Here is a 23,054-nt window from a genome sequence, read left to right as displayed (position 1 = left end):
GCGGCCGGCGCCTGTTGCCCTGCGCGGCCCGGCGACACCAGCACGCCCTCTTCCGTCCGGAAAGGACTCTCCGATGTTCCTGCCCGCTCCCGACCTGTCCGACACCGACGCCTACGCGTGCCTGCGCGTGCACCACCCGACCGTGCTCACCGACCCCACCGGCGCGATCTTCGCCGTTGGCGTCACCCGCCCCGCACAGGCCGCGGAGATGATCCGCGCCGCCGCACCGGGCCGGGACCTGCCGGCCCCGGATCGCGCGGACGCGCAGACCTTCCGGCTGCGCTGGTTCGCCTACACCCACCCCGCCCGGCCCGGCGACCCGCTGATCCGGCCCGCCACGCCCACCGAGGACGGCACATTCCCCGTGGTGATCTGGCGCGCCGCCGACCAGGCCCGCGCCCGCGCTGCCCGTGACGCCACCCGCGCCCTGACCGCGACGGGGGTGGCCGCGTGAGCACCCCCGCCGACCCGCCCCAGGGACCCAATCGCGGCAACCCGACCCTGGCTGCACAGGAGGATTTCGACGCCATCGCCGCCATGCTGGAGCAGGCCGGGCTGGGCCCGGTCGAGGTCTACGCCACCCCGGCGGCCGGGTTCCCCGACGGGGTGGTCACCGCCGAATTGCCCGCCGGTCCCGACGTCGCCCGGCGCATGCTGCGCTGGCTGGACTTCCTCGACGTCCTCGACGCCATCGCCGGGAAGTACCACGACGTCGACACCGTCCAGCGACTCATCCTGCGCGGCCTGACCCCGAGCGGGGCCCTGCTGCTGCTCATCGGCAACTTCGACGAAACCACCGACCCCGCAGCGGCCGAGCTGATCCGCAACCGGATCGAGCAGCAGGACATCCCCAGTCTGCTGGCCGCCCTCGCCCAACACGAAAACCGCACCCGGACCTGACCGCTCCGAACGGGGCCGTGCCGTGGCGGCCAAGACGAATCACCGCGCAAGCGCACCGCCATCACCGCCGTGCTCAATCTCTGCTGAAGTCCCCTGTCCCGAAAGGACGCCCCGATGAATCCCCATATGTACACCGAAGTCGCGTCCGCGCCGGGCGTGTGGTTCGCTGCCCTGCGCCCGCGATTCGGCACGTCGCAGGAGTCGGTGGTGTCCGCGCTCGCCGACGCCTGCACCGACCAGGTTCCGGTGTCGGCGCTGGTCGCCGACGACCGCGACGGCGTCAACGAGGTGATCCTCGCCCGAGATCCCAGCATCACCCACGGCACACCGACCACCGCCGACTGCGTCGCCTTCGCCCGCGAGCTGGCCGACACCCACGGCTGGACCTACGGCATGGGCTTCGGCCCCGCAACGGGCCCGTCCGCCGGTCGGGACCTCGCGGCGGCGGGGGTGATAGTGCTGATGGGGTTGCGAGAGGGCTACTTCCGTGACGCCACCGAGTACAGCGTGCGGGACGTGCACGAGCGCCTAGCGCTGCATCACGTCACCACGTATCAGCTGCACACCGGCTGGCTGTTCTCTGCTCGCCGTCTCGCCGGTTCGGTGCGCACCCATGACGAACCCGCAGCCCTGATCCGGGTTCCGACGACAGACCTGGAGGCGCTGGCCGGCGTCGCCTTCTCGTTCGGGCAGATGCGGCTGATCGTCGCCGACCTGGACAACAACCGCACATACGTGCTGCGCCAGCCCCTCGAATACACCCGCTGACCTGCCGGGGGTGAACCGGCGTGGCGGACACGACGAACTACGACGCGGCCGAGGTCACCGCGTGGCTGACCGACACCCAAGCGATTGGCGCCCGCCCGGCCCGCCAGGCCGGGCGGGTGATCGCGGCGGCCTGGAACGGCCGCGAGTTCTACGCCTCGGCCACCCTGCCCGCCCTCGCAGCAGCCCTGCGCGCGGCCGAGCGGCCGGTGTCCGAGGTGGACCAGGTCGCCGACGCGCTGGCGCGGGCGTTCGGGGTGCACCTGCACGACGTCGCGGCCTGGGATCCCCGGCCCGACTGGCGAAAGGAGATCGGCGCATGAGCGGTGATGCGCACCGTGCTGCCCTGGAACGGGTCGCGCTGGAGATGGCTGGCAGAGGGTGGGCGGTGTTCCCGATCCAGCCCGGGCGCAAGTTCCCGCCCGCCTGGCACCGCCAGGACACCTGCCCCGGCCGCGGCCCGTGCGCGGCCGGGCACGTCTTCCCCGAGCACCTGGCCACCACCGACCCCGAGGTGATCTCCCGGGTGTGGGCCGCCGCGCCGTACAACGTCGCGGTCTACGCGGGCAAATCCGGGTTGCACGTCGTCGACTGCGACGTGCCCAAGCCCGGCGAGCCCGCCGGGCCGGACGGGTGGGCCGAGCTGGTCGAGCTGGCCGCCCGCCGGGGCGGGCCGCTTCCGGACACCTGGACGACCACCACCCCCAGCGGCGGCCGCCAGCTGTGGTTCACCGTCCCGCCCGGGTGCTGGCTGGGCTGCACGGTCAAGACGATCGCCCCGCACATCGACACCCGCGGCCGGGGCGGCTACGCGATGGCTCCCGGCAGCGTCCGGCCGGATGGTGCCTACGAACTGTTCGACGACACCGACCCGGTGCCGTTGCCCGGCTGGCTGGTCCAGGCCAACGTCGAACGCGGCACCACGGCCGTCTCCGGGCGCGACCAGACCGCCGTGGGCGCGCCGAGCGCGTACGCGGCCAAGGCGGTACGGGCCGAGTGCGACCGCGTCGCATCGGCCCGGCCGGGGACCCGCAACCGGGTCCTCTCCACCGCCGCCTACGCCCTCGGCCAGCTGGTCGGCGCCGGGCTGCTGGACGAGCACTACGCCCGTACCGAGCTGCGGGCCGCGGTCGCGTCGTGGATCACGCCGGAGTCCGCCGTCAAGGACGACGGCGTCATCGACACCTCACTGGCGGCCGGGATCGACAACCCCCGCCGGATCACCCCCCGATCCGGCACCCGCCGCACCGCCGCCTGAACCCGAAAGGACAAACCGCCATGCCCGCCACCACGGCCGAATCCCGCGCGCGCAACGCCCGCCGCTACGCCGCTCGCCCGCGCACCCCGATTCCGGCCAGCGCGTGCGCGCTGCGCGCGCTGACCGTCTCCTGCCACAACGGGCTCGCACCCGCAGTCGGCGAAACCACCGCGGTCCCCGGGGTGCTGCTGACACCGCTCGCGCACGGGGAACCGCTGCGCTTCACCGGCGAGTGGTGTCTCACCCACGCCGCCACCGGCCTGAGGGTCAGCCCGCCGGCCAGCTACCTGCACACCGTCGAAGCGGTCGAATGGCTGCGCCGCACGGGCTTGGACTGGGACCGCCCGGTCGAGGCATTGCACGCCGATGCGGAACTGGAAGCGGCCTACGCCGCGCTCAACTACGCGGTCTGGGACGCCTGCAGGGAGCATCGCCCGCTGCTGCCCGCACGGACGTCGTGGGTGGACTGGCCACCGCTGTGGCGCATCCGCCACCACAGCCGCGTCGCCGTCGCGCGCTACCTCACCTGGGACGACGCCGCCGACTACGCCGAAACGGCCTGCACCGCGCCGGGCGGCGCATTGCAGCCGGACGCGGTGATCTACCGCGACACCGTCTCGCCGGGATGGGCGCTGCGCTGCGCCTCGATCGCCTGCACCGACACCAGCTGGCTCATCGACTGGTGCGACGAAGGCGAAGGGCCCGCGCTGGGCACCCGCGCCGAACTGGCCGTCTTGGCCGTCGAAGACGGCTGGCACGCCCACCCCGGCGGGCACTGGACCTGTCCCGAGTGCACCCGCCGCTACCACTGAGACCGGAGGAACCCCTCGATGGCCGCCATCGTGCACCGCTGCACCTGCACCCACCTCGACCATGTCCACGCCACGCACCCGACCAAGGACGACACCCGCCCGTGCACGATGTCCGGCTGCCCCTGCCCGGACTCCGCACCGGCCGCACCCGAGCTCATCCCGACCTGGGCCGCCGCAAGTCCCTTCGCCACCGCGCTGCCCGACCCCGCCGTACTCGAACCCGGCACCGCCGACGGATTCGGCCGGCTGTGCGACTGCGAGGACTGCTGGTCGCTCTACGACACCACCGGCGGCCAGGCCGCCTGAGCTACCACCACCCCGCACCGACCACTCAGAACCCACCCCGGGCCGGGCACCACGCATGCCCAGCCCGCTCACGCCCACCACCTGTGAGGGAGCACCCATGTTCGGCAAGAAGAAGACCGAGGACGAGGCCATCGGGGAAGCCGTCACGCACCTGATGCTGTCCCGCATGAAGCCCGAGCACCGCTCTGGCGTGCTCAGCCAGCTCAGCGACGGACAGCGGCGGCAAGTCCTCAACGCGGAGCTGGAGGGCCGCAAGGCCGCCTGGGAGCGCCAGCACGGCACGAAATGGGGCGGAAGCTAACACCCAACCCGACGGGTCCACCCGATCGGAGGCAGCAGATCACCTCACCGGGCTTTGGTGTCGCGAGCGCAGGACAGCCAAGGTGCTGCAGGTGCAGAAGACCACGACCGCAGGCACGCCGCCCACCTCCGAACCCCCGCACCCCCCGGCCGAAGGCCCGGCAACCCGGTTGCTGGCGCTGCTGCCCAACCCGATCCCACCCTGGCCGCTGCTGCTCGCGCTGGTCGCCATCCTCGGCACCGTCACGATCATCGCCCTGGCGATCCTGCACAGCATCGGGCCGACGCTGGCGACGGCCGGGGCGCTTTCCAGCGTCATCGGGGCGGGCATCCACTGGAGCAAGCGACACACCCGCGGCCGGGCCAAAACCCGGCCGTGACGTCACCGCACACCGACAACCACTGACCACATCGGACACCTGAAGGGCCGGGCACCACGCGTGCCCGGCCCTTCCTGTGCCCGTCTCCGAAAGCGAGCCAACGCCATGACCACCACCCACCCGATCGTCTCGCCGCACACCGTTGCCGTCCTGGTCAAGATCGCCGCCGAACGCGTCCGCCAAGACGCGCTGTGGGGCGAACAGAACCACCCCGACGGCACCGGCCCCGACGTCGAGGTCGCCGGCCTGAGTCGCCGCGCCGCCGACGCCGCCCACACCGCCCGGTTCACCACCGAGATGGCCCGCGCCGAAGGCCGCCTCACCTGGCTGCACATCCTGCGCGAAGAGGTCTACGAAGGCTTCGCCGAAGCCGACCCGGCGGCGCTGGCCGAGGAGCTGATCCAAGTTGCCGCCACCGCGGCGTGCTGGGCCGAAGCGATCGAACGCCGCACCGGCCGGGCGGCCGCATGAGCGGCCCGCAGGCGCCGGTGCTGCGGGTGATGGTCGGCGCGCCCGGCTGCGGGAAGAGCACCTACTGCGCCCGGAAGCTGGCAGAGGGGAGGTTCGGGGCCCGGCTGTCGCTGGACCGCGAACGCGCCGTGCTCGGCCGCCACGAGCACGACCAGGCCGCTACCCCGGCCGCCGTCCGGATGGTCCGCGCCATCGCGGGTGCACTGCTGGCCGGCGGGCGCGAGGTCACCATCGACGCCACCGCCACCACCGCGGCCGAACGCGGCACCTGGCTCACCCTCGCCCGCCAGCACGCCGCCGTGCCGGTCGCGGTGATCGTGCGTGCCCCGCTGGCCGTGGCGCTGGCCCGCAACGCCGCCCGCGTCCGCCCGGTGCCCGAGCCGGTCGTCCGCGAGTTCTGGCACCGCGTCCACGCGATCCACCCGCTCACGCTGCTGGTCGAGGGATTCCGCGCCGTGACCGAAGTCGACACCACGCCCACTGAGCAGGAGGCTGGCCGATGACCGTCACCACGTTGCACGAGTTCGCCGGGTTCGGCGGGGACACCACCGGCGTGCTGGCCGTGCCCGGCACCCAAGGTGTCCTCGGGTGCAACCACAACCCGGACGCGATCGCCACCCACGCGCTCAACTTCCCCGAAATGGACCACCTTGAGGGTGACATCGCCAAGACCGACATCGGCCGCTTCCCGCGCGTCGACTTCTTCTGGGCCAGCCCCTCGTGCCCGCCGTGGACCGACGCACGCGGGCAGAAGCGGGACTTCGACCAGAGCACGCAAGGGGTGCTCTTCGACCCGGTGACCGGGCCGCGGGCGCTCAACCCGGAGACCGCGCGGGCGCGGGCGCTCATGGAGGAGATCCCGCGCTACCTGCAGGCGATGAACCGGCGGGGCAAACCTGTGCTCGGGGGCGTGGTGGAGAACGTGGTCCAGGTCGTGAAGTGGGCCGAGTTCGGCCGCTGGCGCGGTGAGATCGAGGCCGAGGGCTACCGCAGCCGCGTGATCGCGCTCAACGCCATGCACGTCACCGGGCCCACGCTCGGGAAGGTGGCGCAGAGCCGCAACCGGTTCTTCCTCGCCTACTGGCACGTGAGCCTGGGCCGGGATCCGGACTGGGACAAGTGGCTGCGCCCCCGGGCGTATTGCCCGGTCTGCGACCAGGTGGTGTCGGCGGTGCAGGGGTTCAAGAACCCGCGCAACACCATGGGCGTCTACGGCATCCGCCACGGCCAGTACGTCTACCGCTGCCCGCACCGAGCGTGCCGTCACCAGATCGTCGAACCCGCCGTGCTCCCGGCGTCCACGATCATCGACTGGTCGCTCGACCCCGGCCAGCGGATCGGGGAACGGGTCGACGACCGCGGCCGGCCGGACCCGCTCACCAAGAACACCATGGACCGGATCGAGGCCGGGCTGCGCCGCCACGTCGGGGCGCTGCTCACCCCGGCCGGCGGGACCTGGCGCCAGCATGCCACCAGCGTTGGCGAGCCGCTGCCGACACGCACCACCCGGGAGACCGACGGGCTGGTGTGCCCGCCACTGCTGGTCTCGTGCGCGGCGCGGGCCGGGGTCGATACCGCCAGCACGATCCTCGAACCGATGCGCACGCAGACCTGCCGTCGGGAGACCGCAGTGGTGGTGCCGCCGTTCATCTCGATCCAGCGCAACGGCGGCTCCGCACAGATGGCCTACCCGGTCGACGGGCCGATCCCGACGGTGTCGGCCGGGGGCAACCACCACGGCTTGGTCGGGCCGCCGACCAGCGGGGCCGAGCTGGCGTTGCTGATGTCCTACTACGGCAACGGCGCCACCCACCACGTCGAGGACCCGATTGGCACGTTGACCACCCGAGACCGCTACGCGCTCATCGGCGGTACCCCGCCGATCGAGTCGTGCACGTTCCGGATGCTCGACCCGCACGAAATCGCCGCAGGAATGGGGTTCCCGCGCGGCTACAAGGTGCCGCCGAAGGTCGCGAAGTCCAAGCGCAAGCAGGTCCGCGGCTGGGGCAACGCCGTCCCGCCTGCTATGGCCGAGGTCCTCGGCTCAGCCGTCATCGAGGCAATCACCGGCGAACCGCTGGAAACCGCCGCCTGAGCGCGGCATCTACGAAAATGTGTTAACCCAGTATCCGATTATTCCGCCGACAATCAACGATACTGCACCTATAAGTAGGTCATCCCGCTTACGTCGCCAAAACGAAGGCAAGTCAGCCTTGGTTCTCGTGAAAAGGCGAGACTCCCAAGGGCGCCCTCCGAACAAGAAGGAGACGTAGATTCCAGTGCATATCAAGCCGATTGCTACCATGGCAAGATTTTCACCCACAGTGTGACTGTGAATATCTCCAAATAACGATCCATTGACAATTGCCGAGCGGGTAAAAATTGCAGCGCTCGTGACGAGGAGCGCCGCTGCGGTAGCAAAGCGTCGAGGCGTAGTCCCGTAGAAAAAATTAGCGATAGGCAGCCTCTTGTGCTGCGCGGAGATGACCTTGATCTGCGTTGCGTTAGCCTTCGCCTCAGCCTGATCATCTCGGTATTTCACAAAATTACTATGGTCACTGAATCGAACCTCGATCACGCGATCGCTATGCATGATGGAGATCGCGTCGATCTTTGAATCCTTGAAGGTGGCCAACTCCTGAATTTTGTCGACGGTATACCTGGAGCCCTTTGATTCGATCTCGACTAAAGGGGCGCTTTCTGAAGTTATCCTCTCCACCCAAAAGACTACCTCTTCCAGGTCTTCGAGCCACATTCTGACCGGAGGCAGTCGTTCGCAAATCACAGTCGAACTCGTCTTATGTATGGGCAATGCTTTTCCTTTCAAGTCTGTAGAACTATGACGATGAGTCTACGTGCCTAACCGTCGATGATGAACTAGGCGTGCGATCCGTGCTGCGCTTACGTCGCTAAGCGCGGTTCGGCACCTTAGTTCGCGCCCGCCATCGAGACGGTTCCGGACTTGTCGAGATCTCGCCAACGCGGTCTCGCCCGCGATGGCCGAAGTGCTCGGCTCGGCCGTGATTGAGGCGATTACCGGCGAAGCGCTGGAACCCGCCGCGTAAGGGCGGCATGCACTACCCGCACGACGGAGGGAACGCCATGGCCAGCACGAATTCGCAACGCCTGTGGTCGGTCGGGCCTGGTGGCCGGCCACGGCTGCGGACCGGGGCCGCGCCGGAAACCATCCGAGTCCTGACCGCCGCGGTGGACGGCCGGATCATCCCCGACACCTACGTCTCCGAGGGCGCGCCCGTGGTCGTGGAACAGGTTTCCGGCGCGGCCGACCCCACCGCCGGAGACGACGACGTGGCGCTGCCGGTGGCGGCGTCGGTGCTGAAGCCCGCGCTGCTGGCGAACTTGCTGGCCACCCACACCGACGTGATCCAGAGCAAGGTCAACGAGAAAGGAGACACCTACGACGTGGAAGTTTCCCCGCCCGCCAGCGTGCTGAGTGCGGTGCTGGCCGGCCGGTCCTGGCCCGGCCTGCCGGTGCTGCGCCGGATCATCTCCACCCCGGTGCTGCGCCCGGACGGGACGCTGCTGCAAACCCCGGGCTACGACCCGGCCACCGGTTTCTACCTGACCGCCAACGGCCACCTCGACCCGATCCCGGACCGGCCGAGCCCGGACCAGGTCGAGGCCGGGCGGGAATTCCTGCTGGAACGGTTCCTGCGGGACTTCCCATGGCGGTCGGCGGCCGACCGGGCGAACTACCTGGCGTTGCTGGTGACGCCGCTGATCCGGCCGTTCACCAACGCGCTGTCCCCGTTCGGGATGATCGAGGCGTCCATGCCCGGCTCCGGAAAGACGATCCTCGCCGGGTGCGTCGGGTTGCTGGTCGGGCAGCGGGTCCTCACCTGGACCGACTCGGAGGAGGAACTGCGCAAGTCGATCACCACCGTGCTATCGGACTCGGTGGGGGTGGTGGTGTTCGACAACCTCACCGAGGGCGAGATGGTCAACTCCGCGGTGCTGGCGCGGCTGGTCACCGAACGGACGTGGTCCGATCGGCGGCTGGGCACGAACGTGTCGAGCAACTTCACCAACGATCGGCTGTGGCTGGCCACCGGCAACAACCTACGCACCGGCGGGGACATGGCCTCCCGAACGGTGTGGGTGCGCCTCGATCCGAACTGCCCGCGCCCGGAAGCCCGCACCGGGTTCACAATCCCCAACCTGGATTCCTGGATCCTCGACCCGGTCAACCGGGCGACCGTGCTGCGCCACGTCCTCACGCTGGTGCTGGACTGGACGGCCAACGGCGCGCCGACCGCCAGCAACGTCCCGCAGATGCGGCAATTCACCCGCTGGGCCCAGTACCTCGGTGGGTTCCTGGCCCACCACGGCGTCGGCGACTTCCTCGGCAACGCCGACGCCGGCCGGGGCCTGGATGAGGACCACGCGGAGTGGTACGCGTTCCTGGCCACCTGGCGCGACCTCTACGGCGGTGAGCCGGTGACCGCGCAGCAGCTGCGCTCGGACGCCGAACCCGAGTACGGCGCACCGGACCGGTGGAAGGGGACGTTCCCGACCACCGCCGCAGGCAAGCCCCTGACCCCGAAGTCGCTGGGAAAGAGGCTGGCAGGGCAAAAAGACCGCTGGCGCGGCGACCTGGTGTTACGCAGCGAAGTCGACCCGCACACCAAAATGAAGCTCTACACGGTCGAGCGCGGCACCGATTCGAGCTGACCCCCGAATCAAACACCGCAAATACCGCAAACACCGCAGCTAGGCCTCGAAAGTGGCTCTGAGCAGGGAAGACAGCATCGCGGTGTCTGCGGTGTTTGACCTCGGGCCGGGAGACTCGAGATACCGCAAACACCGCAACTTGCGGTGTTTGCGGTATTTGGCCATCCGGCCATCACCCTCAAACACCGCAAGAAGATCCCCAGGTCAGCGGCCACTTCGCGGTGTTTGCGGTGTTGCGGTGTTTGGTTCCGGCCTCCCACGCCTGAGCCCCCTCCCTCTCTGCCAGCCTGCCCCACCCGACAACCACGCAACGTAACCAAGATCGCGCCGCCCGGATTGTGTCCGGCGGCACTTCGCCATGCCCGCTCGCCGGGCGTTTTGGAGGTGCAGTCATGGCGCAGCAGCGCAATCTCACCGGCTCACGACAGCTGCTCAAGATCGCCGAGGTATGCGAGGAGCTGTCCGTGGCGGAGTCCACTTTCTACGACTGGCGCGCGAAGAACCGCGGCCCGCGATGCATCAAGCTACCGAACGGTGGCGTCAGGGTGCGTCGCGGTGACCTTGACGCCTGGCTCGAAACCCGAGAAGAGGCCGCGTGATCAGCTCTTCGTACAACGTCCGGGTGTGGGCGATCGAGACCCGCGTCAACGCGGCGGGCAAGTCCACGAGCTACCGCGCGCTGTGGCGGGTGGACAAGAAAGACTTCAAGGAGTCGTTCAAGCTCTACACGCAAGCGGACGGCTTCCGTTCGTCGCTGCTGGCCGCGCAGCGCGCGGGGGAGGCGTTCGACGTCGTCTCCGGGCTCCCGCCGTCATTGACCCGGCCGGCGGGCGACATGAGCTGGTACGCGCTCACGGTGGCCTACATCGACATGAAGTGGCCCGATGCCGCGGCGACCGCGCGCCAGACGATGGCCGAGGCGCTGATCCGCGTGATGCCGGTGTTCGTGAAGCGGGACAAGAACGGACCGGACGCGAAGGTGATCCGTTCGGCCCTGCGACAGTGGGGTTACAACACCGAGTACCGCACCAACCGGGAGGTGCCAGACGACGTCCGAAAGGTGCTGAAGTGGCTGGAGCGCAACACAATGCCCGTGCGGGCCGCCGTCGACCCGGACGTTCTGCGAGCGCTCCAGCGCGCGGTCACCAAGCGGCTGGATGGGAAGAAGTTCGCCCCGAGCGTGGCGCGCAAGACCCGCGGAGTCCTGTTCAACGCACTGGACTACGCGGTCGAGAAGAAGCAGATCGACGCGAACCCGCTGACGTCGGTCAAATGGACGGCGATGCCAAAAGGCAAGAGGAAGGTCGACAAACGGGCGGTGCCGAACCCGACGCAGGCGCGGGCGCTGCTGTCCGGCGTCGGTGCCCTGCCGCGCAGCGGACCGCGACTGGAAGCTTTCTTCGGCGCGATGTACTACGCCGGCCTGCGACCCGAGGAGGTGGTGTCGTTGAACAAGCGGAACGTCGTGTCCTTGCCCGATCCGGTGTGGAGTGACGACGACGGCGAGTACGTCTACGGCTGGGGCACGTTCCGTCTCGACAAGGCCGAGCCGCACGCGGGCGGGCGGTGGACCGACAGCGGGAAGCCCCGCGACGACCGGCCGCTGAAGTCCCGGGACGACGGCGCTGACCGCACCGTGTCGTTTCCGCCGGACCTGACCCGGCTGCTGCACCGGCACATCCTGCGGTACGGCTACGGGCCCGACGGCCGGTTGTTCCAGGCGGAACAGGGCGGGGAGATCCCGATGATCACTTACACCCGCGCGTGGCGCGCGGTGCGCAAGGTCGTGCTGACGGAGGAGCAGCAGCAAACTCCGCTGGCCGCCCGACCGTACGACCTGCGGCACGCCGCGGTGAGCACGCAGCTGGTGGCGGGCGTCGACCCGGCGACCGTGGCCGAGTGGGCCGGCCACTCTGTCGGCGTGCTGTTCGAGGTCTACGCCGCGTTCCTGGACGGGGGAGAGGAGGCCAACCGGGCTCGGATCGAGAAGATTCTCGCCCACAAGCCCCGGAGCGACTCGGAGGGCTGATCGACGGCGCCTGGCTCGTGCCCGTGGGAACGCATTGGGAAGAGATACCCGTGTTTGGCCGTGGATGGCCGTAGTCAGCCGGAGTTCGGGAAGAACTGCTTCGAGCGCAAAAGCGCTGGTGAGGAGCGGTTCTTCCCGCTCCCGTAGGGGTGCCCTCGGCAGGATTCGAACCTGCGACACCTGCCTCCGGAGGGCAGTGCTCTATCCCCTGAGCTACGAGGGCCCATCGCTGGGCGACTCGCAAAGCTTAGCGCATGCCCCACCACCCCCCTCCCGCAGGTGGCCCGATCAACATCCGCGCTGGTCAGACACGGAAAGTTGATCGCTTCGCCGGACCGTCGCTAGCGTGGGAGGCCCACCTGAAGGAGCCGAGATGGCCGAGCCGTTCCAGGTAACTCTCGAGGAGAGCGACATCGCCGATCTGCGGGAGCGGCTGGTGCGGACTCGGTGGCCCGAGGCCGAGACCGTCGATGACTGGTCGCAGGGTGTTCCGCTCGCCTATGTTCGTGAGCTCTGCCGGGACTGGGGTGAGGAGTACGACTTCGGGTTCGCCCGGCGGCTCAACGCCTTTCCGCAGTTCCGGGCCACCGTTGACGGGGTCGGGCTGCACTTCCTGCACGTCCGGTCGCCGGTGGTCGAGGCGCTGCCGCTTGTGCTCACCCATGGGTGGCCCGGGTCCGTTCTGGAGTTCCTCGATGTTCTCGGGCCGCTCACGGATCCCGCCAAGCATGGGGGCGATCCCGCCGATGCCTTCCACGTCGTCGTGCCGTCGCTGCCCGGGTTCGGGTGGAGCGACAAGCCCGCTCTGAAGATCTCGCGGGTCGCCGAGCTTTGGGACGCGCTCATGGTGTCGCTCGGCTACGACCGCTACGGCGCCCAGGGTGGCGACTGGGGTGCCGCCGTCACCAACGCCCTGGCGCGCTCCGGTCACGTCGCCGGGGTGCACGTCAACTTCGCCCCCGTTCGGATGGACACCGCGGATCCGACGCCCGGTGAACGTCAGGCGCTCGCCGACCTCGAAGAGTTCCGGCGGAGCGGTAGTGGCTACTCCGCTCAGCAGGGCACGCGGCCGCAGACGCTCGGCTACGGGCTCACCGACTCGCCCGCCGGGCAGGCCGCCTGGATCGCCGAGAAGTTCTGGGCCTGGACCGACCACAAGGGGCGTCCGGAGGACGCCGTCGACCGGCGGCGCATCCTGGACGCGATCTCCGTCTACTGGTTCACCGCGACGGCGGCCTCGTCCGCGCGGATGTACTGGGAGAACAACGACCGGGATCTGTCCACTGTGGAGGTTCCGGCCGGGGTTTCGGTGTTCCCGAAGGAGATCGTCCGGCCGTCGCGGCGGCAGGCCGAGCAGCGCTACACCGATCTGCGCTGGTTCGAGGAGCTGCCCGTCGGCGGGCACTTCGCCGCGCTGGAGCAGCCCGGGCTGTTCGTCGAGCAGGTTCGCGGCTTCTTCCGGCTCGTGCGTTAGCGCGACGAAGCGTGACCGATCCACCTGGCGGGAAACCCCGCCTGGTGGATTGGGCGGCTCCGCCGCGCGCGGTAGCTTGCGGGTGGGTGAACTTAGGCTGTCCTCTGTTGCACATATGCGCATCCGACTATATGTTTGACCCGACGGTGAACCGGGAACGGAGGCGGCATGGGTCAGGGACACGGCCACGGGCACGCGATCGCGCCGGCGAGCGCGTCGGGCCGTCATGTCCGGGGGCTGGCCATCGCCCTCGGCATCGGGGCCGGGTTCATGGTGCTCGAGTTCGCCGTCAGCCTGGCGACCGGCTCGCTGGCCCTGATGTCGGACGCCGCGCACATGTTCACCGACGTCCTCGGCGTCGGCATGGCCTTGACCGCGATCATGCTGGCGCGGCGCAGCGGCCCCACGGTCGGGCGCACGTTCGGGCTCTACCGGGCGGAAGTGCTGGCCGCGCTCGCCAACGCGCTGCTGCTGTTCGGTGTCGCGGCGTACGTCCTGGTCGAGGCGATCGGCCGCATCGGCGACCCGCCGGCGGTCCCCGGCCTGCCGGTCCTGCTGGCCGCGGCGGCCGGCCTGGTGGCCAACCTGGTGTCGTTCGCGGTGCTGCGCGCGGGCGCGAAGGAGAGCATCAACGTCCGCGGCGCGTACCTCGAGGTCCTGGCCGATCTGATCGGCTCGGTCGGCGTGCTGATCAGCGGCGCGGTGACGCTGCTGACGGGCTGGCGCTACGCCGACCCGATCATCGGTGTCGCGATCGGCCTGTGGGTGCTGCCCCGCACGTGGACGCTGGCCCGCCGGGCGCTGCGCATCCTGTTCCAGCACGCGCCGCAGGGCGTCGACGTCGGTGCGATCAACGCGGAGCTGTCCGCGCTCCCGGGCGTGGCGGACGTGCACGACCTGCACGTCTGGACGCTGACGTCCGGCATGGAGGTGGCTTCGGCCCACCTGACGCTGGCGCCACCGGCGAAGCAGTCCGACGTGCTGACGGAGGCGCAGAACCTGCTGTCTTCGCGGTACGCGATCGAGCACGCGACGCTGCAGGTGGAGGCGCCGCAGTGCGCCCGCCGCTGCCAGGAGCTGTCCTGGTGACGCGGTAACTCGACCCGGGGAGTGGTGCGGTGGCGATCGAAGCGGTGGAACTGGTGGTGACCGCGCTGGCGGCCGGCGCGGCCGCGGGGGCGAAGGACACGGCGACGACAGCGGTGAAGGACGCCTACGCCGGCCTGAAGTCCGGCGTCCGGCGTCTCGTCGGCCGCGAGGAGCTGCCGGACGATCCTGCGGAGCTCGCGGAGGAGCTGGCCGAGGCGAACGTCGGCGACGACGCCGAGGTCCTGGAAGCCGCGCGGGCGGTGCTGCGTGAGGCGGATCCGGACGGCAAGTACCGGGTCACGGTGACCGATTCGCAAGGCGTTCAGATCGGCGACGGCAACACCATGAACCTCAGCTTCTGACCCCTGGCGCCGGCTAAGCGGGCAGCGGCTGGGCGCCCCGCCCCGAGAGCATCAGCTTGATCTGGTCCATCTCCGCCCCCTGCGACGTCAGGATGCTGTTCACCAGCGCCTTCAACGCGGGCAACGTCGAATGCCCCGCCGCGTACTGGGCCATCGACGTTCCGCCCTGGTGGTGGCGGAGCATCAGCTGCAGGAAGAACACGTCGAACGCCCGGCCCGACAGCGAACGCAGCTTCTTCAGGTCCTCGTCCGTCGCCATGCCCGGCATCAACGGGCCACCCGCCGGGTTGACCGAGGACGGGGCCATCGACATGCCGTCGTGGCCCGTCATCGGTTCCGTCATCCACTGCATCGGGGCGCCGATCGGCTGCTCCGGCCGGTCCCACAGCATGAGCCAGCCCTTCATGCGGCCGACCTGCTCCAGCTGCGTGCGCTCGATGTCGAACGACAGCTGCTTGATCTCCGGGTCGGTCGTGCGGTCGCGGGCGATGCCCGCCATCGTCACCGCCTGGAGGTGGTGCGTCGACATGTCCTGGGCGAAGCCGACCTCGACCGAGCCGGCGGCCGGCACCGCGGCCGCCGGGTCGTCGTCGACGGCGCGGGTGAGGAACATCCCCGCCGTCGCGCCGATCAGCAGGACCGCGAGCAGCGTCCCGCCGATGACCACCCAGCGCGACCAGGTCGGCTGCTCGGGGATCTCTTCGGTGTCGAGGCCGGCTTCGGTGCTCACTTGGTCGTGGTGGGGGCGGCGGGGGCGGACGACGACGCCGGCGCGGAGGGTGCGGGCATGCCGTTCTCACCCTGGGCGGCGGTGCTGCCCTTGTAGTCCATCGGCTTCGCGTCGGGGCCCGGCTTCGACGGGTCGAACGGCGGCGGGTTGTCCGGGTCGAACTGGCCCGGGACCGCGTCGCAGGACGCGCCGACCTCGGGGTACACGCCGTTCGGGTTGCTCCGCAGCGCCGCGATGAACTCGTCGATGCGCGGGTCGTTGGCGTCGTCCAGCTTCAGCTGGTGGCCCCACGACTGCAGCGAGATCGGCTTGTCCAGGCCCGGGTACGGCGACATCATCGTGTACGGCTTGCCCTTGGCGCGGACGCTCAGCAGGTTGAGCGCGTCACCGGTGATCTGCTGCGGGTTGTAGGCGATCCAGACGGCGCCGTGCTCGAGCGCGTGCACCATGTTCTCGGTGCGGACCGCGTTCGGGTACACGGTGCCGGTGCAGGTGGCCCACGTCTGGTCGTGCGGGCCGCCGAACGGCGGGGTCTTGTCGTAGGCGACGCGCTCGGTCGGGAGCACGTGGACGCTGCCGGTGTAGGTCGCGGTCACCACGCCGGGGATGCGCTTCGAGGGGTCGGGGTCCTGCGCGCTCGGCGCGAAGGATGCGGCGGCGGCCTCACGGTCGGCCTGCTCGCGCTTCGGCGCGGACTGCACCATGTAGTAGATGATCACCGAGGCGGCCAGCGCCACGATGGCGACCACGGCGATGATCGTGCCCCACGGCGTGCCCTTCTTGCTCACCACGGAACCGCGGGCCGCCTTCACCGCCGACCCCTTTTTCCGAGTTGTCCCGTTCGCCATGGCTCCCGCGTTCTCCCTCTGGTGGCTGCGGACGGATTCCCGCCCGGGCCAGTCTAGGGGCCACCCGTCTGATCACCGTTAACACCTCACGCGGATGCCCATCGTGACGTGGCCGAGACCGATGCGAGCGCCTCACCTGGGCACACCTAGAATTCGGCAAGTGACTCCCGCCGCTCTCGCCGACCTGGTCCGCAGCTCCGCCGTGCAGGTGCTCGCCGCACGCGGCATCGACGACGCCGTGCTGCCGGAGCAGGTGACCATCGAACGCCCGCGCAACCCCGACCACGGCGACTACGCGACGAACCTCGCCCTCCAGGTGGCCAAGAAGGCCGGCCTCAAGCCCCGCGACTTCGCCGAGGCGCTCGCCGAAGCGGTCTCGGCGGACGACGGCGTCGCCTCGGCCGAGGTCGCCGGCCCCGGCTTCCTCAACTTCCGGCTCGCCGCGGCCGCGCAGGGCGACATCGTGCGCCAGGTGCTCGACGCCGGCGCCGCGTTCGGCCGCGGTGACGCGCTGGCCGGCACCCGGATCAACCTCGAGTTCGTCTCGGCGAACCCGACCGGCCCGATCCACCTCGGCGGCACCCGCTGGGCCGCGGTCGGCGACGCGCTGGGCCGCGTGCTGGCCGCGCAGGGCGCCGAGGTCACCCGCGAGTACTACTTCAACGACGCCGGCGCCCAGATCGACCGGTTCGTCCGCTCGCTGATCGCCGCCGCGAAGGGCGAGCCCGCGCCGGAGGACGGCTACGCGGGCGGCTACATCAACGACATCGCCGCCAACGTCCTCAAGCAGGAGCCCAGCGCGCTGTCGCTGCCCGAGGCCGAGCGGCACGAGACGTTCCGCCGGATCGGCATCAACCTCATGTTCGGCGAGATCAAGTCCAGCCTGCACGAGTTCGGCACCGACTTCGACGTCTACTTCCACGAGAACTCGCTGCACGAGTCCGGCGCGGTCGACGCCGCCGTCCAGCAGCTGAAGGACTCCGGGAACCTCTACTTCAACGAGGGCGCCTGGTGGCTGAAGTCGTCCGAGTACGGCGACGACAAGGACCGCGTCGTCATCAAGCAGGACGGCAACCCGGCCTACATCGCCGGTGACCTGGCCTACTTCAAGGACAAGCGCAACCGCGGCTTCGACCTGTGCATCTACATGCTCGGCGCGGACCACCACGGCTACATCGCCCGCCTCAAGGCCGCCGCGGCGGCGTTCGGCGACGACCCGGCCACCGTCGAGGTGCTGATCGGCCAGATGGTCAACCTGGTCAGCGAGGGCAAGCCGGTCCGGATGTCCAAGCGCGCCGGCACCGTGATCACCATGGAGGACCTCGTCGAGGCCGTCGGCGTCGACCCGGCCCGCTACGAGCTGATCCGCTACTCCGTGGACTCCACTTTGGACGTCGACCTGGACCTGCTGCGCAAGCACTCCAACGACAACCCCGTCTACTACGTCCAGTACGCGCACGCGCGGCTGGCGTCCCTGCAGCGCAACGCGGCCGATCTCGGCCTCAAGGCTGCGTCCACTCCAGACGTCGGCAGTGTCCAATTCGGGCTGCTGACGCTGCCCGCCGAGGGCGACCTGATCCGCACCATCGGCGAATTCCCGGAAACCGTGCGCCGCGCCGCCGAAATGCGGGAGCCGCACCGGATCGCGCGCTACCTCGAAGAACTCGCGGGCGCCTACCACAAGTTCTACACCGTGGGCCGCGTGCTGCCCATGGGCGACGAAGAGGCGACCCCTCTGACGTTCGCCCGGCTCGCGCTGTGCGAGGCCGCCCGCCAGGTCCTGGCGAACGGCCTCGCCCTCCTCGGTGTCTCCGCTCCGGAACGGATGTAAGAAATGGCGCACCCCGCGGGCCCAAGGCACGCCGACGTCTACCCCCACGCCGACACCTCCGGGCTGCAGCCGTCCGGGGTCGAGGAGCTCGACAACCTGCCCGCGAAGGTGTGGCCGCGCAACACCTTCCGCGCCGCCGACGGCGTCGTCCGGATTGCCGGCGTCGACGTCCGCGAGCTCGCCGAGAAGCACGGCACGCCGCTGTTCGTGGTCGACGAAGCCGACTTCAAGTCCCGGTGCGCGGACTACGCCGAGGCGTTCGACGACCCGTCGCTTGTGCACTACGCGTCCAAGGCGTTCCTCTCCATCGAGGTCGCCCGCTGGGTGGCCGAGCAGGGGCTGAGCCTGGACGTCTGCAGCGGCGGCGAGCTCGCCGTGGCGCAGCGCGCGGACTTCCCGGCCGAGCGGATCACCTTCCACGGCAACAACAAGTCCCCCGCCGAGCTGGAGGCCGCGGTCGTCGCGGGGGTCGGCACGGTCGTGCTCGACTCCTACTTCGAGATCGCCCGGCTGGCCGACATCGCCGCGCGCCACGACGTCGTGCAGCCGGTGCTGATCCGGGTCACCGTCGGCGTCGAGGCGCACACGCACGAGTTCATCGCGACCGCCCACGAGGACCAGAAGTTCGGGTTCTCCCTGGCGAGCGGGGACGCCGCCGAGGCCGTGCGCCGGGTGCTCAACGCGCGTTCGCTCAAGCTCGTCGGCCTGCACAGCCACATCGGCTCGCAGATCTTCGACGCCGACGGCTTCGAGGTCGCCGCCCGCCGCGTCGTCGGCCTGCTCGGCGACCTGGCCAAGGAGCACGGCCCCGAGCTGCTCGACCAGCTGAGCCTGGTCGACCTCGGCGGCGGGTTCGGCATCGCCTACACCGAGAAGGACAACCCGCCGCCGCCCGCGCAGATGATCACGCAGATCCGCGAGATCGTCCGCAAGGAGTGCGCGTACGCGGGCCTGCCGGTGCCGCGCATCGCCGGCGAGCCGGGCCGCGCGATCGCCGGGCCCGGCACGATCACGCTGTACGAGGTCGGCACCATCAAGGACGTCTCGCTCGGCGACGAGTCGGCGCGGCGGTACGTCAGCGTCGACGGCGGGATGAGCGACAACATCCGCACCGCGCTCTACGACGCGGTCTACGACGTCCGGGTCGTTTCCCGCTCCGCGGGCGACGACGAGCAGCCGGTGCAGGCCGTGCTGTCCCGGGTCGTGGGAAAACACTGTGAGTCCGGCGACATCGTCGTACGAGACTGCTGGCTGCCCGACACGCTGGCTCCCGGCGACCTGCTGGCGGTCGCGGCGACCGGCGCGTACTGCTACTCGATGGCGAGCACGTACAACCGGATGCCCCGCCCGGCCGTGGTCGCCGTGCGCAACGGCAGCTCACGGCTGCTGCTGCGGCGGGAGACGACCGACGACATGCTGCGCCTGGAGGTCTGAGCAACAGTGTCTGCCCCCGAACGACGTCCGATCAGGGTCGCGCTGCTCGGCTGCGGGACCGTCGGCGGCCAGGTCGCCCGGCTGCTCACCGAGCAGGCCGAGGAGCTGGCCGCCCGCGCCGGCGCGCCGGTCGAGCTGGCCGGCATCGCGGTCCGCCGCCCGGACAAGCACCCCGAGCTGCCCCCGGAGCTGCTGACCGCCGACGTCGAGCAGCTGGTGACCAGCGACGACGTCGACGTCGTGGTCGAGCTGGTCGGCGGGATCGAACCGGTCCGCGGCTGGCTGCTCGCCGCGCTGAAGGCGGGCAAGTCCGTGGTCACGGCGAACAAGGCGCTGCTGGCCGAGCACTCCGCGGACCTGTTCGAGGCGGCGGACGCCGCGGGCGCCGACCTGTACTTCGAGGCCGCGGTGGCCGGGGCCATCCCGCTGCTGCGCCCGCTGCGCGAGTCGCTGGCCGGCGACCGCATCACGCGCGTGATGGGCATCGTCAACGGCACCACGAACTACATCCTGTCGGCGATGGACTCCACCGGCGCCGGCTACGCCGAGACGCTCGACGAGGCCAGCCGGCTCGGGTACGCCGAGGCCGACCCGACCGCCGACGTCGACGGCTACGACGCCGCGTCGAAGGCCGCCATCCTCGCCTCCCTCGCCTTCCACACCCGGGTGACGGCGTCGGACGTGCACCGCGAGGGCATCGCCGACGTCACCGCCGCGGATCTCGCCGCGGCCCGGATGCTCGGCCGCACGGTGAAGCTGCTGGCCATCTGTGAGCGGGTCACCGACGACGACGGCGTCGAGTCGGTTTCCGCCCGCGTGCACCCGGTGATGATCCCGCGCCGCCACCAGCTGGCCGGCGTCGGCGGCGCGTTCAACGCCGTCTACGTCGAGGCCGACGCGGCGGGGGAGCTGATGTTCTACGGCCAGGGCGCGGGCGGCGCGCCCACGGCGAGCGCGGTGCTCGGCGACCTCGTCGCGGTGGCCCGCAACCGGGTCGTCGGCGGCCGCGGCCCGCGCGAATCGGCGCACGCGGCCCTGCCGGTGCGGCCGATGGGCCAGACGCCGACCCGGTACCACGTCAGCCTTTCCGTGGCCGACCGCGCCGGGGTGCTCGCCCAGGTCGCGCAGGCGTTCGCCGACCACGGCGTCAGCATCGCCGCGGTGCGGCAGAGCGACGTCGGCGACCGCGCGAGCCTGGTCGTGGTGACGCACCAGGCCCCCGACGCGGCCCTGAAGTCCACTGTGGACCAGATCGGCCGGCTCGACGTCGTGCACGAAGTTGTCAGCGTCATGCGGGTGGAAGGCGAAGACCAGTGATCAGGCAGCCCTGGCCGGGACTCATCGAGGCGTACCGGGACCGCGTCCCGGTCCCGGACGGGGCGCGGGTCGTCACGCTCGGGGAGGGCAACACGCCGCTGCTGCCCGCCCACCACCTGTCCGAGCTGACCGGCTGCGAGGTGTACCTCAAGGTCGAGGGCGCCAACCCGACCGGCTCGTTCAAGGACCGCGGGATGACCGTGGCCATCACGCACGCGCTGGCCAGCGGCCTCAAGGCGGTGATCTGCGCGTCGACCGGCAACACCTCCGCCTCGGCCGCCGCCTACGCCGCCCGCGCCGGCCTCACCTGCGCGGTGCTGGTGCCCCAGGGCAAGATCGCGATGGGCAAGCTCGCCCAGGCCGTGCTCCACGGCGCGCGGATCCTGCAGGTCGACGGCAACTTCGACGACTGCCTCGAGCTGGCCCGCAAGACCGCGGCCGACTACCCGGTCACGCTGGTCAACTCGGTGAACCCGGTGCGCATCGCCGGCCAGAAGACCGCCGCGTTCGAGATCTGCGACGTGCTCGGCACCGCGCCGGACATCCACTGCCTGCCGGTCGGCAACGCCGGCAACATCACCGCCTACTGGGCGGGCTATTCGGAATACGCGGCCGACGGTGTGGTGAAGAACACGCCGCGGATGTTCGGCTTCCAGGCGGCCGGCGCGGCGCCGCTCGTGCACGGCGAGCCGGTGCGCGACCCGGACACGATCGCGACGGCGATCCGGATCGGCAGCCCGGCGTCGTGGACCGCCGCGGTCAAGGCCAAGGACGAGTCCGACGGGCTCTTCGAAGCCGTCACCGACGAGAAGATCCTCGAGGCCTACCGCCTGCTGGCCGGCCGCGAAGGCGTCTTCGTCGAGCCCGCGTCGGCCACCAGCGTGGCGGGCCTGCTGGCCACGGCCGCCGACGGCAGGCTGCCGCGCGGGTCCCGCGTGGTCTGCACGGTCACCGGGCACGGCCTGAAGGACCCCCAGACGGCCCTGGCGGGCAACGTCGAGGTCGAGCCCCTCGCGGTGGACCCCTCGGCGGTCGCGGCGGCCCTGGACCTGCGGTGAGCGGCGGGTTCCGGGTCACCGTCCCGGCGTCCACAGCGAACCTCGGGCCGGGCTTCGACGCCTTCGGGATGGCGCTGAGCCTGTACGACGTCGTTCAGGTGCGGGTCATCGACACCGGGCTCAAGGTCGAGGTGGAGGACGCCGGTGCGGGCGGGGTCGCGGACGTCCCCACCGACGAGACGCACCTGGTCGTGCGGGCCATCCGGAAGACCTGCGAGCACCTCGGCGTCGAGCCGCCCGGCCTGCACCTGCGCTGCTTGAACTCGATCCCGCACGCGCGCGGCCTCGGCTCGTCCGCGGCCGCGGTGGTGTCCGGGGTGGCCGCCGGGTACGCGCTGGCCGGCCGGGAAATCGACGCCTTCGAGGCGCTGCAGCTGGCCGCCGGGTTCGAAGGCCACGCCGACAACGCCGCCGCCAGCCTGCTCGGCGGGCTGGTACTGGCCTGGTGCGACGGCGGGCGCTTCCACGCCGAACGGCTCACGCCGCACCCGGCGATCCGGCCGGTCGTGGCCGTGCCGTCGGTGCGCTCGGCCACCGCGACCACGCGCGGCCTGCTGCCGCCGGCCGTGCCGCACGCCGACGCCGCGCACAACGCCGGCCGCGCCGCGCTCGCCGTCCACGCGCTGACGGCGAAGCCGGAGCTGCTGCTCGCGGCCACCGAGGACCGGCTGCACCAGGACTACCGCGCCCCCGCGTACCCGGCGAGCACGGAGCTGGTGGCGACGCTGCGTGCACGCGGAGTGCCCGCCACGATCTCCGGGGCCGGTCCGACCGTGCTCGCGCTGACCGCGGACGGAATACTTCCGGCGGACGTCGGCGTTGAAGGGTTCGACGTCCTCGAGCTGCCCGTGGATCTCACGGGCGTGCAGGTTGCGGCTCAGTAAAGGGTGGGTCACGTGCCCGCCGCCACGCCCGCCACGCGGGGGGTGGTTGTTGCACCCGGCACCGTCGCGGTCTACCCTCGGGGGCGTTCGATCACCGTGCGTTTCCGCACCCGA

26 protein-coding genes and 1 tRNA gene are annotated in these 23,054 nt (G+C 70.7%); 23 read left to right on the top strand and 4 right to left on the bottom strand.

Annotation, left to right across the window (positions count from 1 at the left end; translation table 11 throughout):
- The first annotated feature begins 73 nt into the window (after positions 1-73).
- The 12 genes from DV20_RS05650 to DV20_RS05595 all read left to right on the top strand — a co-directional run bounded on the left by DV20_RS05650 (position 74) and on the right by DV20_RS05595 (position 7,287).
- Positions 74-454, top strand: coding sequence for a hypothetical protein (locus DV20_RS05650; RefSeq protein ID WP_043776922.1), 381 nt, complete (start codon positions 74-76; stop codon positions 452-454).
- On the top strand, positions 451-900 hold the full coding sequence (locus DV20_RS05645) for a hypothetical protein (protein WP_152603634.1): 450 nt from the start codon (positions 451-453) through the stop codon (positions 898-900). Before DV20_RS05650 ends, DV20_RS05645 begins: the two co-directional genes overlap by 4 nt.
- 207 nt (positions 901-1,107) lie before the next feature.
- Positions 1,108-1,668: a hypothetical protein gene (locus tag DV20_RS05640; protein ID WP_160169700.1), complete on the top strand. Its 561-nt coding sequence runs from the start codon at positions 1,108-1,110 to the stop codon at positions 1,666-1,668.
- Between the two features lie 20 nt (positions 1,669-1,688).
- The gene (locus tag DV20_RS05635; protein ID WP_043776917.1) at positions 1,689-1,988 is read left to right on the top strand and encodes a hypothetical protein; all 300 of its coding nucleotides are present in this window, start codon (positions 1,689-1,691) and stop codon (positions 1,986-1,988) included.
- Positions 1,985-2,923, top strand: coding sequence for a bifunctional DNA primase/polymerase (locus DV20_RS05630; RefSeq protein ID WP_043776915.1), 939 nt, complete (start codon positions 1,985-1,987; stop codon positions 2,921-2,923). The genes DV20_RS05635 and DV20_RS05630 overlap by 4 nt, the downstream gene beginning before the upstream one ends.
- A 20-nt stretch (positions 2,924-2,943) precedes the next feature.
- Positions 2,944-3,735, top strand: coding sequence for a hypothetical protein (locus tag DV20_RS05625; RefSeq protein WP_043776914.1), 792 nt, complete (start codon positions 2,944-2,946; stop codon positions 3,733-3,735).
- An 18-nt stretch (positions 3,736-3,753) separates the two neighbouring features.
- On the top strand, positions 3,754-4,041 hold the full coding sequence (locus tag DV20_RS05620) for a hypothetical protein (protein WP_043776913.1): 288 nt from the start codon (positions 3,754-3,756) through the stop codon (positions 4,039-4,041).
- 97 nt (positions 4,042-4,138) lie between these two features.
- Complete coding sequence (locus DV20_RS05615; protein ID WP_043776911.1) at positions 4,139-4,342, top strand: hypothetical protein; 204 nt, start codon at positions 4,139-4,141, stop codon at positions 4,340-4,342.
- Between the two features lie 91 nt (positions 4,343-4,433).
- Complete coding sequence (locus DV20_RS05610; protein ID WP_152603633.1) at positions 4,434-4,721, top strand: hypothetical protein; 288 nt, start codon at positions 4,434-4,436, stop codon at positions 4,719-4,721.
- A 105-nt stretch (positions 4,722-4,826) separates the two neighbouring features.
- On the top strand, positions 4,827-5,192 hold the full coding sequence (locus tag DV20_RS05605) for a hypothetical protein (RefSeq protein WP_043776909.1): 366 nt from the start codon (positions 4,827-4,829) through the stop codon (positions 5,190-5,192).
- Positions 5,189-5,695 carry an ATP-binding protein gene (locus DV20_RS05600; RefSeq protein WP_043776908.1) on the top strand — a complete coding sequence of 169 codons (507 nt, stop codon included), beginning with the start codon at positions 5,189-5,191 and terminating at the stop codon, positions 5,693-5,695. Before DV20_RS05605 ends, DV20_RS05600 begins: the two co-directional genes overlap by 4 nt.
- Positions 5,692-7,287 carry a DNA cytosine methyltransferase gene (locus DV20_RS05595; RefSeq protein ID WP_043776906.1) on the top strand — a complete coding sequence of 532 codons (1,596 nt, stop codon included), beginning with the start codon at positions 5,692-5,694 and terminating at the stop codon, positions 7,285-7,287. Before DV20_RS05600 ends, DV20_RS05595 begins: the two co-directional genes overlap by 4 nt.
- Positions 7,288-7,296: 9 nt before the next feature.
- Here DV20_RS05595 and DV20_RS44710 read toward each other — a convergent pair whose 3' ends face one another.
- Positions 7,297-7,827: a hypothetical protein gene (locus tag DV20_RS44710; RefSeq protein WP_152603632.1), complete on the bottom strand. Its 531-nt coding sequence runs from the start codon at positions 7,825-7,827 to the stop codon at positions 7,297-7,299.
- 467 nt (positions 7,828-8,294) lie between these two features.
- Between DV20_RS44710 and DV20_RS05590 the strand changes: the two genes are divergently transcribed.
- The 3 genes from DV20_RS05590 to DV20_RS46400 all read left to right on the top strand — a co-directional run bounded on the left by DV20_RS05590 (position 8,295) and on the right by DV20_RS46400 (position 11,913).
- Positions 8,295-9,884 carry a hypothetical protein gene (locus DV20_RS05590; RefSeq protein ID WP_051735811.1) on the top strand — a complete coding sequence of 530 codons (1,590 nt, stop codon included), beginning with the start codon at positions 8,295-8,297 and terminating at the stop codon, positions 9,882-9,884.
- Positions 9,885-10,276: 392 nt separating this feature from the next.
- Entirely contained in the window at positions 10,277-10,483 is a 207-nt protein-coding gene (locus DV20_RS05585; RefSeq protein WP_043776905.1) for a helix-turn-helix transcriptional regulator, read from the top strand.
- Entirely contained in the window at positions 10,480-11,913 is a 1,434-nt protein-coding gene (locus DV20_RS46400; protein ID WP_235190712.1) for a tyrosine-type recombinase/integrase, read from the top strand. The genes DV20_RS05585 and DV20_RS46400 overlap by 4 nt, the downstream gene beginning before the upstream one ends.
- A gap of 150 nt (positions 11,914-12,063) precedes the next feature.
- Here DV20_RS46400 and DV20_RS05575 read toward each other — a convergent pair.
- Positions 12,064-12,136 (bottom strand) — tRNA-Arg (locus DV20_RS05575).
- Positions 12,137-12,286: 150 nt separating this feature from the next.
- Between DV20_RS05575 and DV20_RS05570 the strand changes: the two genes are divergently transcribed.
- The 3 genes from DV20_RS05570 to DV20_RS05560 all read left to right on the top strand — a co-directional run bounded on the left by DV20_RS05570 (position 12,287) and on the right by DV20_RS05560 (position 14,838).
- Positions 12,287-13,387 carry an epoxide hydrolase family protein gene (locus DV20_RS05570; protein WP_043776904.1) on the top strand — a complete coding sequence of 367 codons (1,101 nt, stop codon included), beginning with the start codon at positions 12,287-12,289 and terminating at the stop codon, positions 13,385-13,387.
- A gap of 168 nt (positions 13,388-13,555) precedes the next feature.
- Complete coding sequence (locus DV20_RS05565) at positions 13,556-14,476, top strand: cation diffusion facilitator family transporter (RefSeq protein WP_043776903.1); 921 nt, start codon at positions 13,556-13,558, stop codon at positions 14,474-14,476.
- Between the two features lie 29 nt (positions 14,477-14,505).
- A complete protein-coding gene (locus DV20_RS05560; protein WP_043776902.1) occupies positions 14,506-14,838 on the top strand; it encodes an RIP homotypic interaction motif-containing protein in 333 nt (110 codons plus the stop codon).
- Between the two features lie 13 nt (positions 14,839-14,851).
- Here DV20_RS05560 and DV20_RS05555 read toward each other — a convergent pair whose 3' ends face one another.
- Both DV20_RS05555 and DV20_RS05550 read right to left on the bottom strand, forming a co-directional pair.
- The gene (locus DV20_RS05555) at positions 14,852-15,568 is read right to left on the bottom strand and encodes a DUF305 domain-containing protein (protein WP_043776901.1); all 717 of its coding nucleotides are present in this window, start codon (positions 15,566-15,568) and stop codon (positions 14,852-14,854) included.
- Positions 15,565-16,380 carry a DUF3105 domain-containing protein gene (locus DV20_RS05550; protein ID WP_043776900.1) on the bottom strand — a complete coding sequence of 272 codons (816 nt, stop codon included), beginning with the start codon at positions 16,378-16,380 and terminating at the stop codon, positions 15,565-15,567. The genes DV20_RS05555 and DV20_RS05550 overlap by 4 nt, the downstream gene beginning before the upstream one ends.
- Positions 16,381-16,576: 196 nt before the next feature.
- Here DV20_RS05550 and argS point away from each other — a divergent pair, with 196 nt between their 5' ends.
- From argS to thrB, 5 genes are read left to right on the top strand one after another with little or no spacing between them, the layout of a single operon-like run.
- Complete coding sequence (gene argS / locus DV20_RS05545; RefSeq protein ID WP_043776899.1) at positions 16,577-18,247, top strand: arginine--tRNA ligase; 1,671 nt, start codon at positions 16,577-16,579, stop codon at positions 18,245-18,247.
- 3 nt (positions 18,248-18,250) lie between these two features.
- Complete coding sequence (gene lysA, locus DV20_RS05540) at positions 18,251-19,681, top strand: diaminopimelate decarboxylase (protein WP_043776898.1); 1,431 nt, start codon at positions 18,251-18,253, stop codon at positions 19,679-19,681.
- A 6-nt stretch (positions 19,682-19,687) separates the two neighbouring features.
- Positions 19,688-20,998 (top strand): homoserine dehydrogenase, encoded by a 1,311-nt coding sequence (locus DV20_RS05535; protein ID WP_043776897.1) that lies wholly within the window; start codon positions 19,688-19,690, stop codon positions 20,996-20,998.
- A complete protein-coding gene (gene thrC / locus DV20_RS05530; RefSeq protein ID WP_043776896.1) occupies positions 20,995-22,056 on the top strand; it encodes a threonine synthase in 1,062 nt (353 codons plus the stop codon). Before DV20_RS05535 ends, thrC begins: the two co-directional genes overlap by 4 nt.
- Complete coding sequence (gene thrB, locus DV20_RS05525; protein ID WP_043776895.1) at positions 22,053-22,940, top strand: homoserine kinase; 888 nt, start codon at positions 22,053-22,055, stop codon at positions 22,938-22,940. Before thrC ends, thrB begins: the two co-directional genes overlap by 4 nt.
- Positions 22,941-23,054: the final 114 nt, after the last annotated feature.

Origin of the sequence: Amycolatopsis rifamycinica (assembly GCF_000695625.1) — a bacterium.
In the GTDB taxonomy this organism is placed as follows: domain Bacteria; phylum Actinomycetota; class Actinomycetes; order Mycobacteriales; family Pseudonocardiaceae; genus Amycolatopsis; species Amycolatopsis rifamycinica.
The sequence above is the reverse complement of the archived record's forward strand: the minus strand, read 5'-3'. Positions and strand labels throughout refer to the sequence as shown.

Excerpts from the sequence above, each read along its gene's own strand:
- DV20_RS05605 (WP_043776909.1), top strand. The coding sequence starts at position 4,827 with ATGACCACCACCCACCCGATCGTCTCGCCGCACACCGTTGCCGTCCTG.
- DV20_RS05630 (WP_043776915.1), top strand. The coding sequence starts at position 1,985 with ATGAGCGGTGATGCGCACCGTGCTGCCCTGGAACGGGTCGCGCTGGAG.
- DV20_RS05650 (WP_043776922.1), top strand. The coding sequence starts at position 74 with ATGTTCCTGCCCGCTCCCGACCTGTCCGACACCGACGCCTACGCGTGC.
- DV20_RS05620 (WP_043776913.1), top strand. The coding sequence starts at position 3,754 with ATGGCCGCCATCGTGCACCGCTGCACCTGCACCCACCTCGACCATGTC.
- DV20_RS05595 (WP_043776906.1), top strand. The coding sequence starts at position 5,692 with ATGACCGTCACCACGTTGCACGAGTTCGCCGGGTTCGGCGGGGACACC.
- DV20_RS05625 (WP_043776914.1), top strand. The coding sequence starts at position 2,944 with ATGCCCGCCACCACGGCCGAATCCCGCGCGCGCAACGCCCGCCGCTAC.
- DV20_RS05600 (WP_043776908.1), top strand. The coding sequence starts at position 5,189 with ATGAGCGGCCCGCAGGCGCCGGTGCTGCGGGTGATGGTCGGCGCGCCC.
- DV20_RS05570 (WP_043776904.1), top strand. The coding sequence starts at position 12,287 with ATGGCCGAGCCGTTCCAGGTAACTCTCGAGGAGAGCGACATCGCCGAT.
- DV20_RS05615 (WP_043776911.1), top strand. The coding sequence starts at position 4,139 with ATGTTCGGCAAGAAGAAGACCGAGGACGAGGCCATCGGGGAAGCCGTC.
- DV20_RS05565 (WP_043776903.1), top strand. The coding sequence starts at position 13,556 with ATGGGTCAGGGACACGGCCACGGGCACGCGATCGCGCCGGCGAGCGCG.
- lysA (WP_043776898.1), top strand. The coding sequence starts at position 18,251 with ATGGCGCACCCCGCGGGCCCAAGGCACGCCGACGTCTACCCCCACGCC.
- DV20_RS05590 (WP_051735811.1), top strand. The coding sequence starts at position 8,295 with ATGGCCAGCACGAATTCGCAACGCCTGTGGTCGGTCGGGCCTGGTGGC.
- DV20_RS05585 (WP_043776905.1), top strand. The coding sequence starts at position 10,277 with ATGGCGCAGCAGCGCAATCTCACCGGCTCACGACAGCTGCTCAAGATC.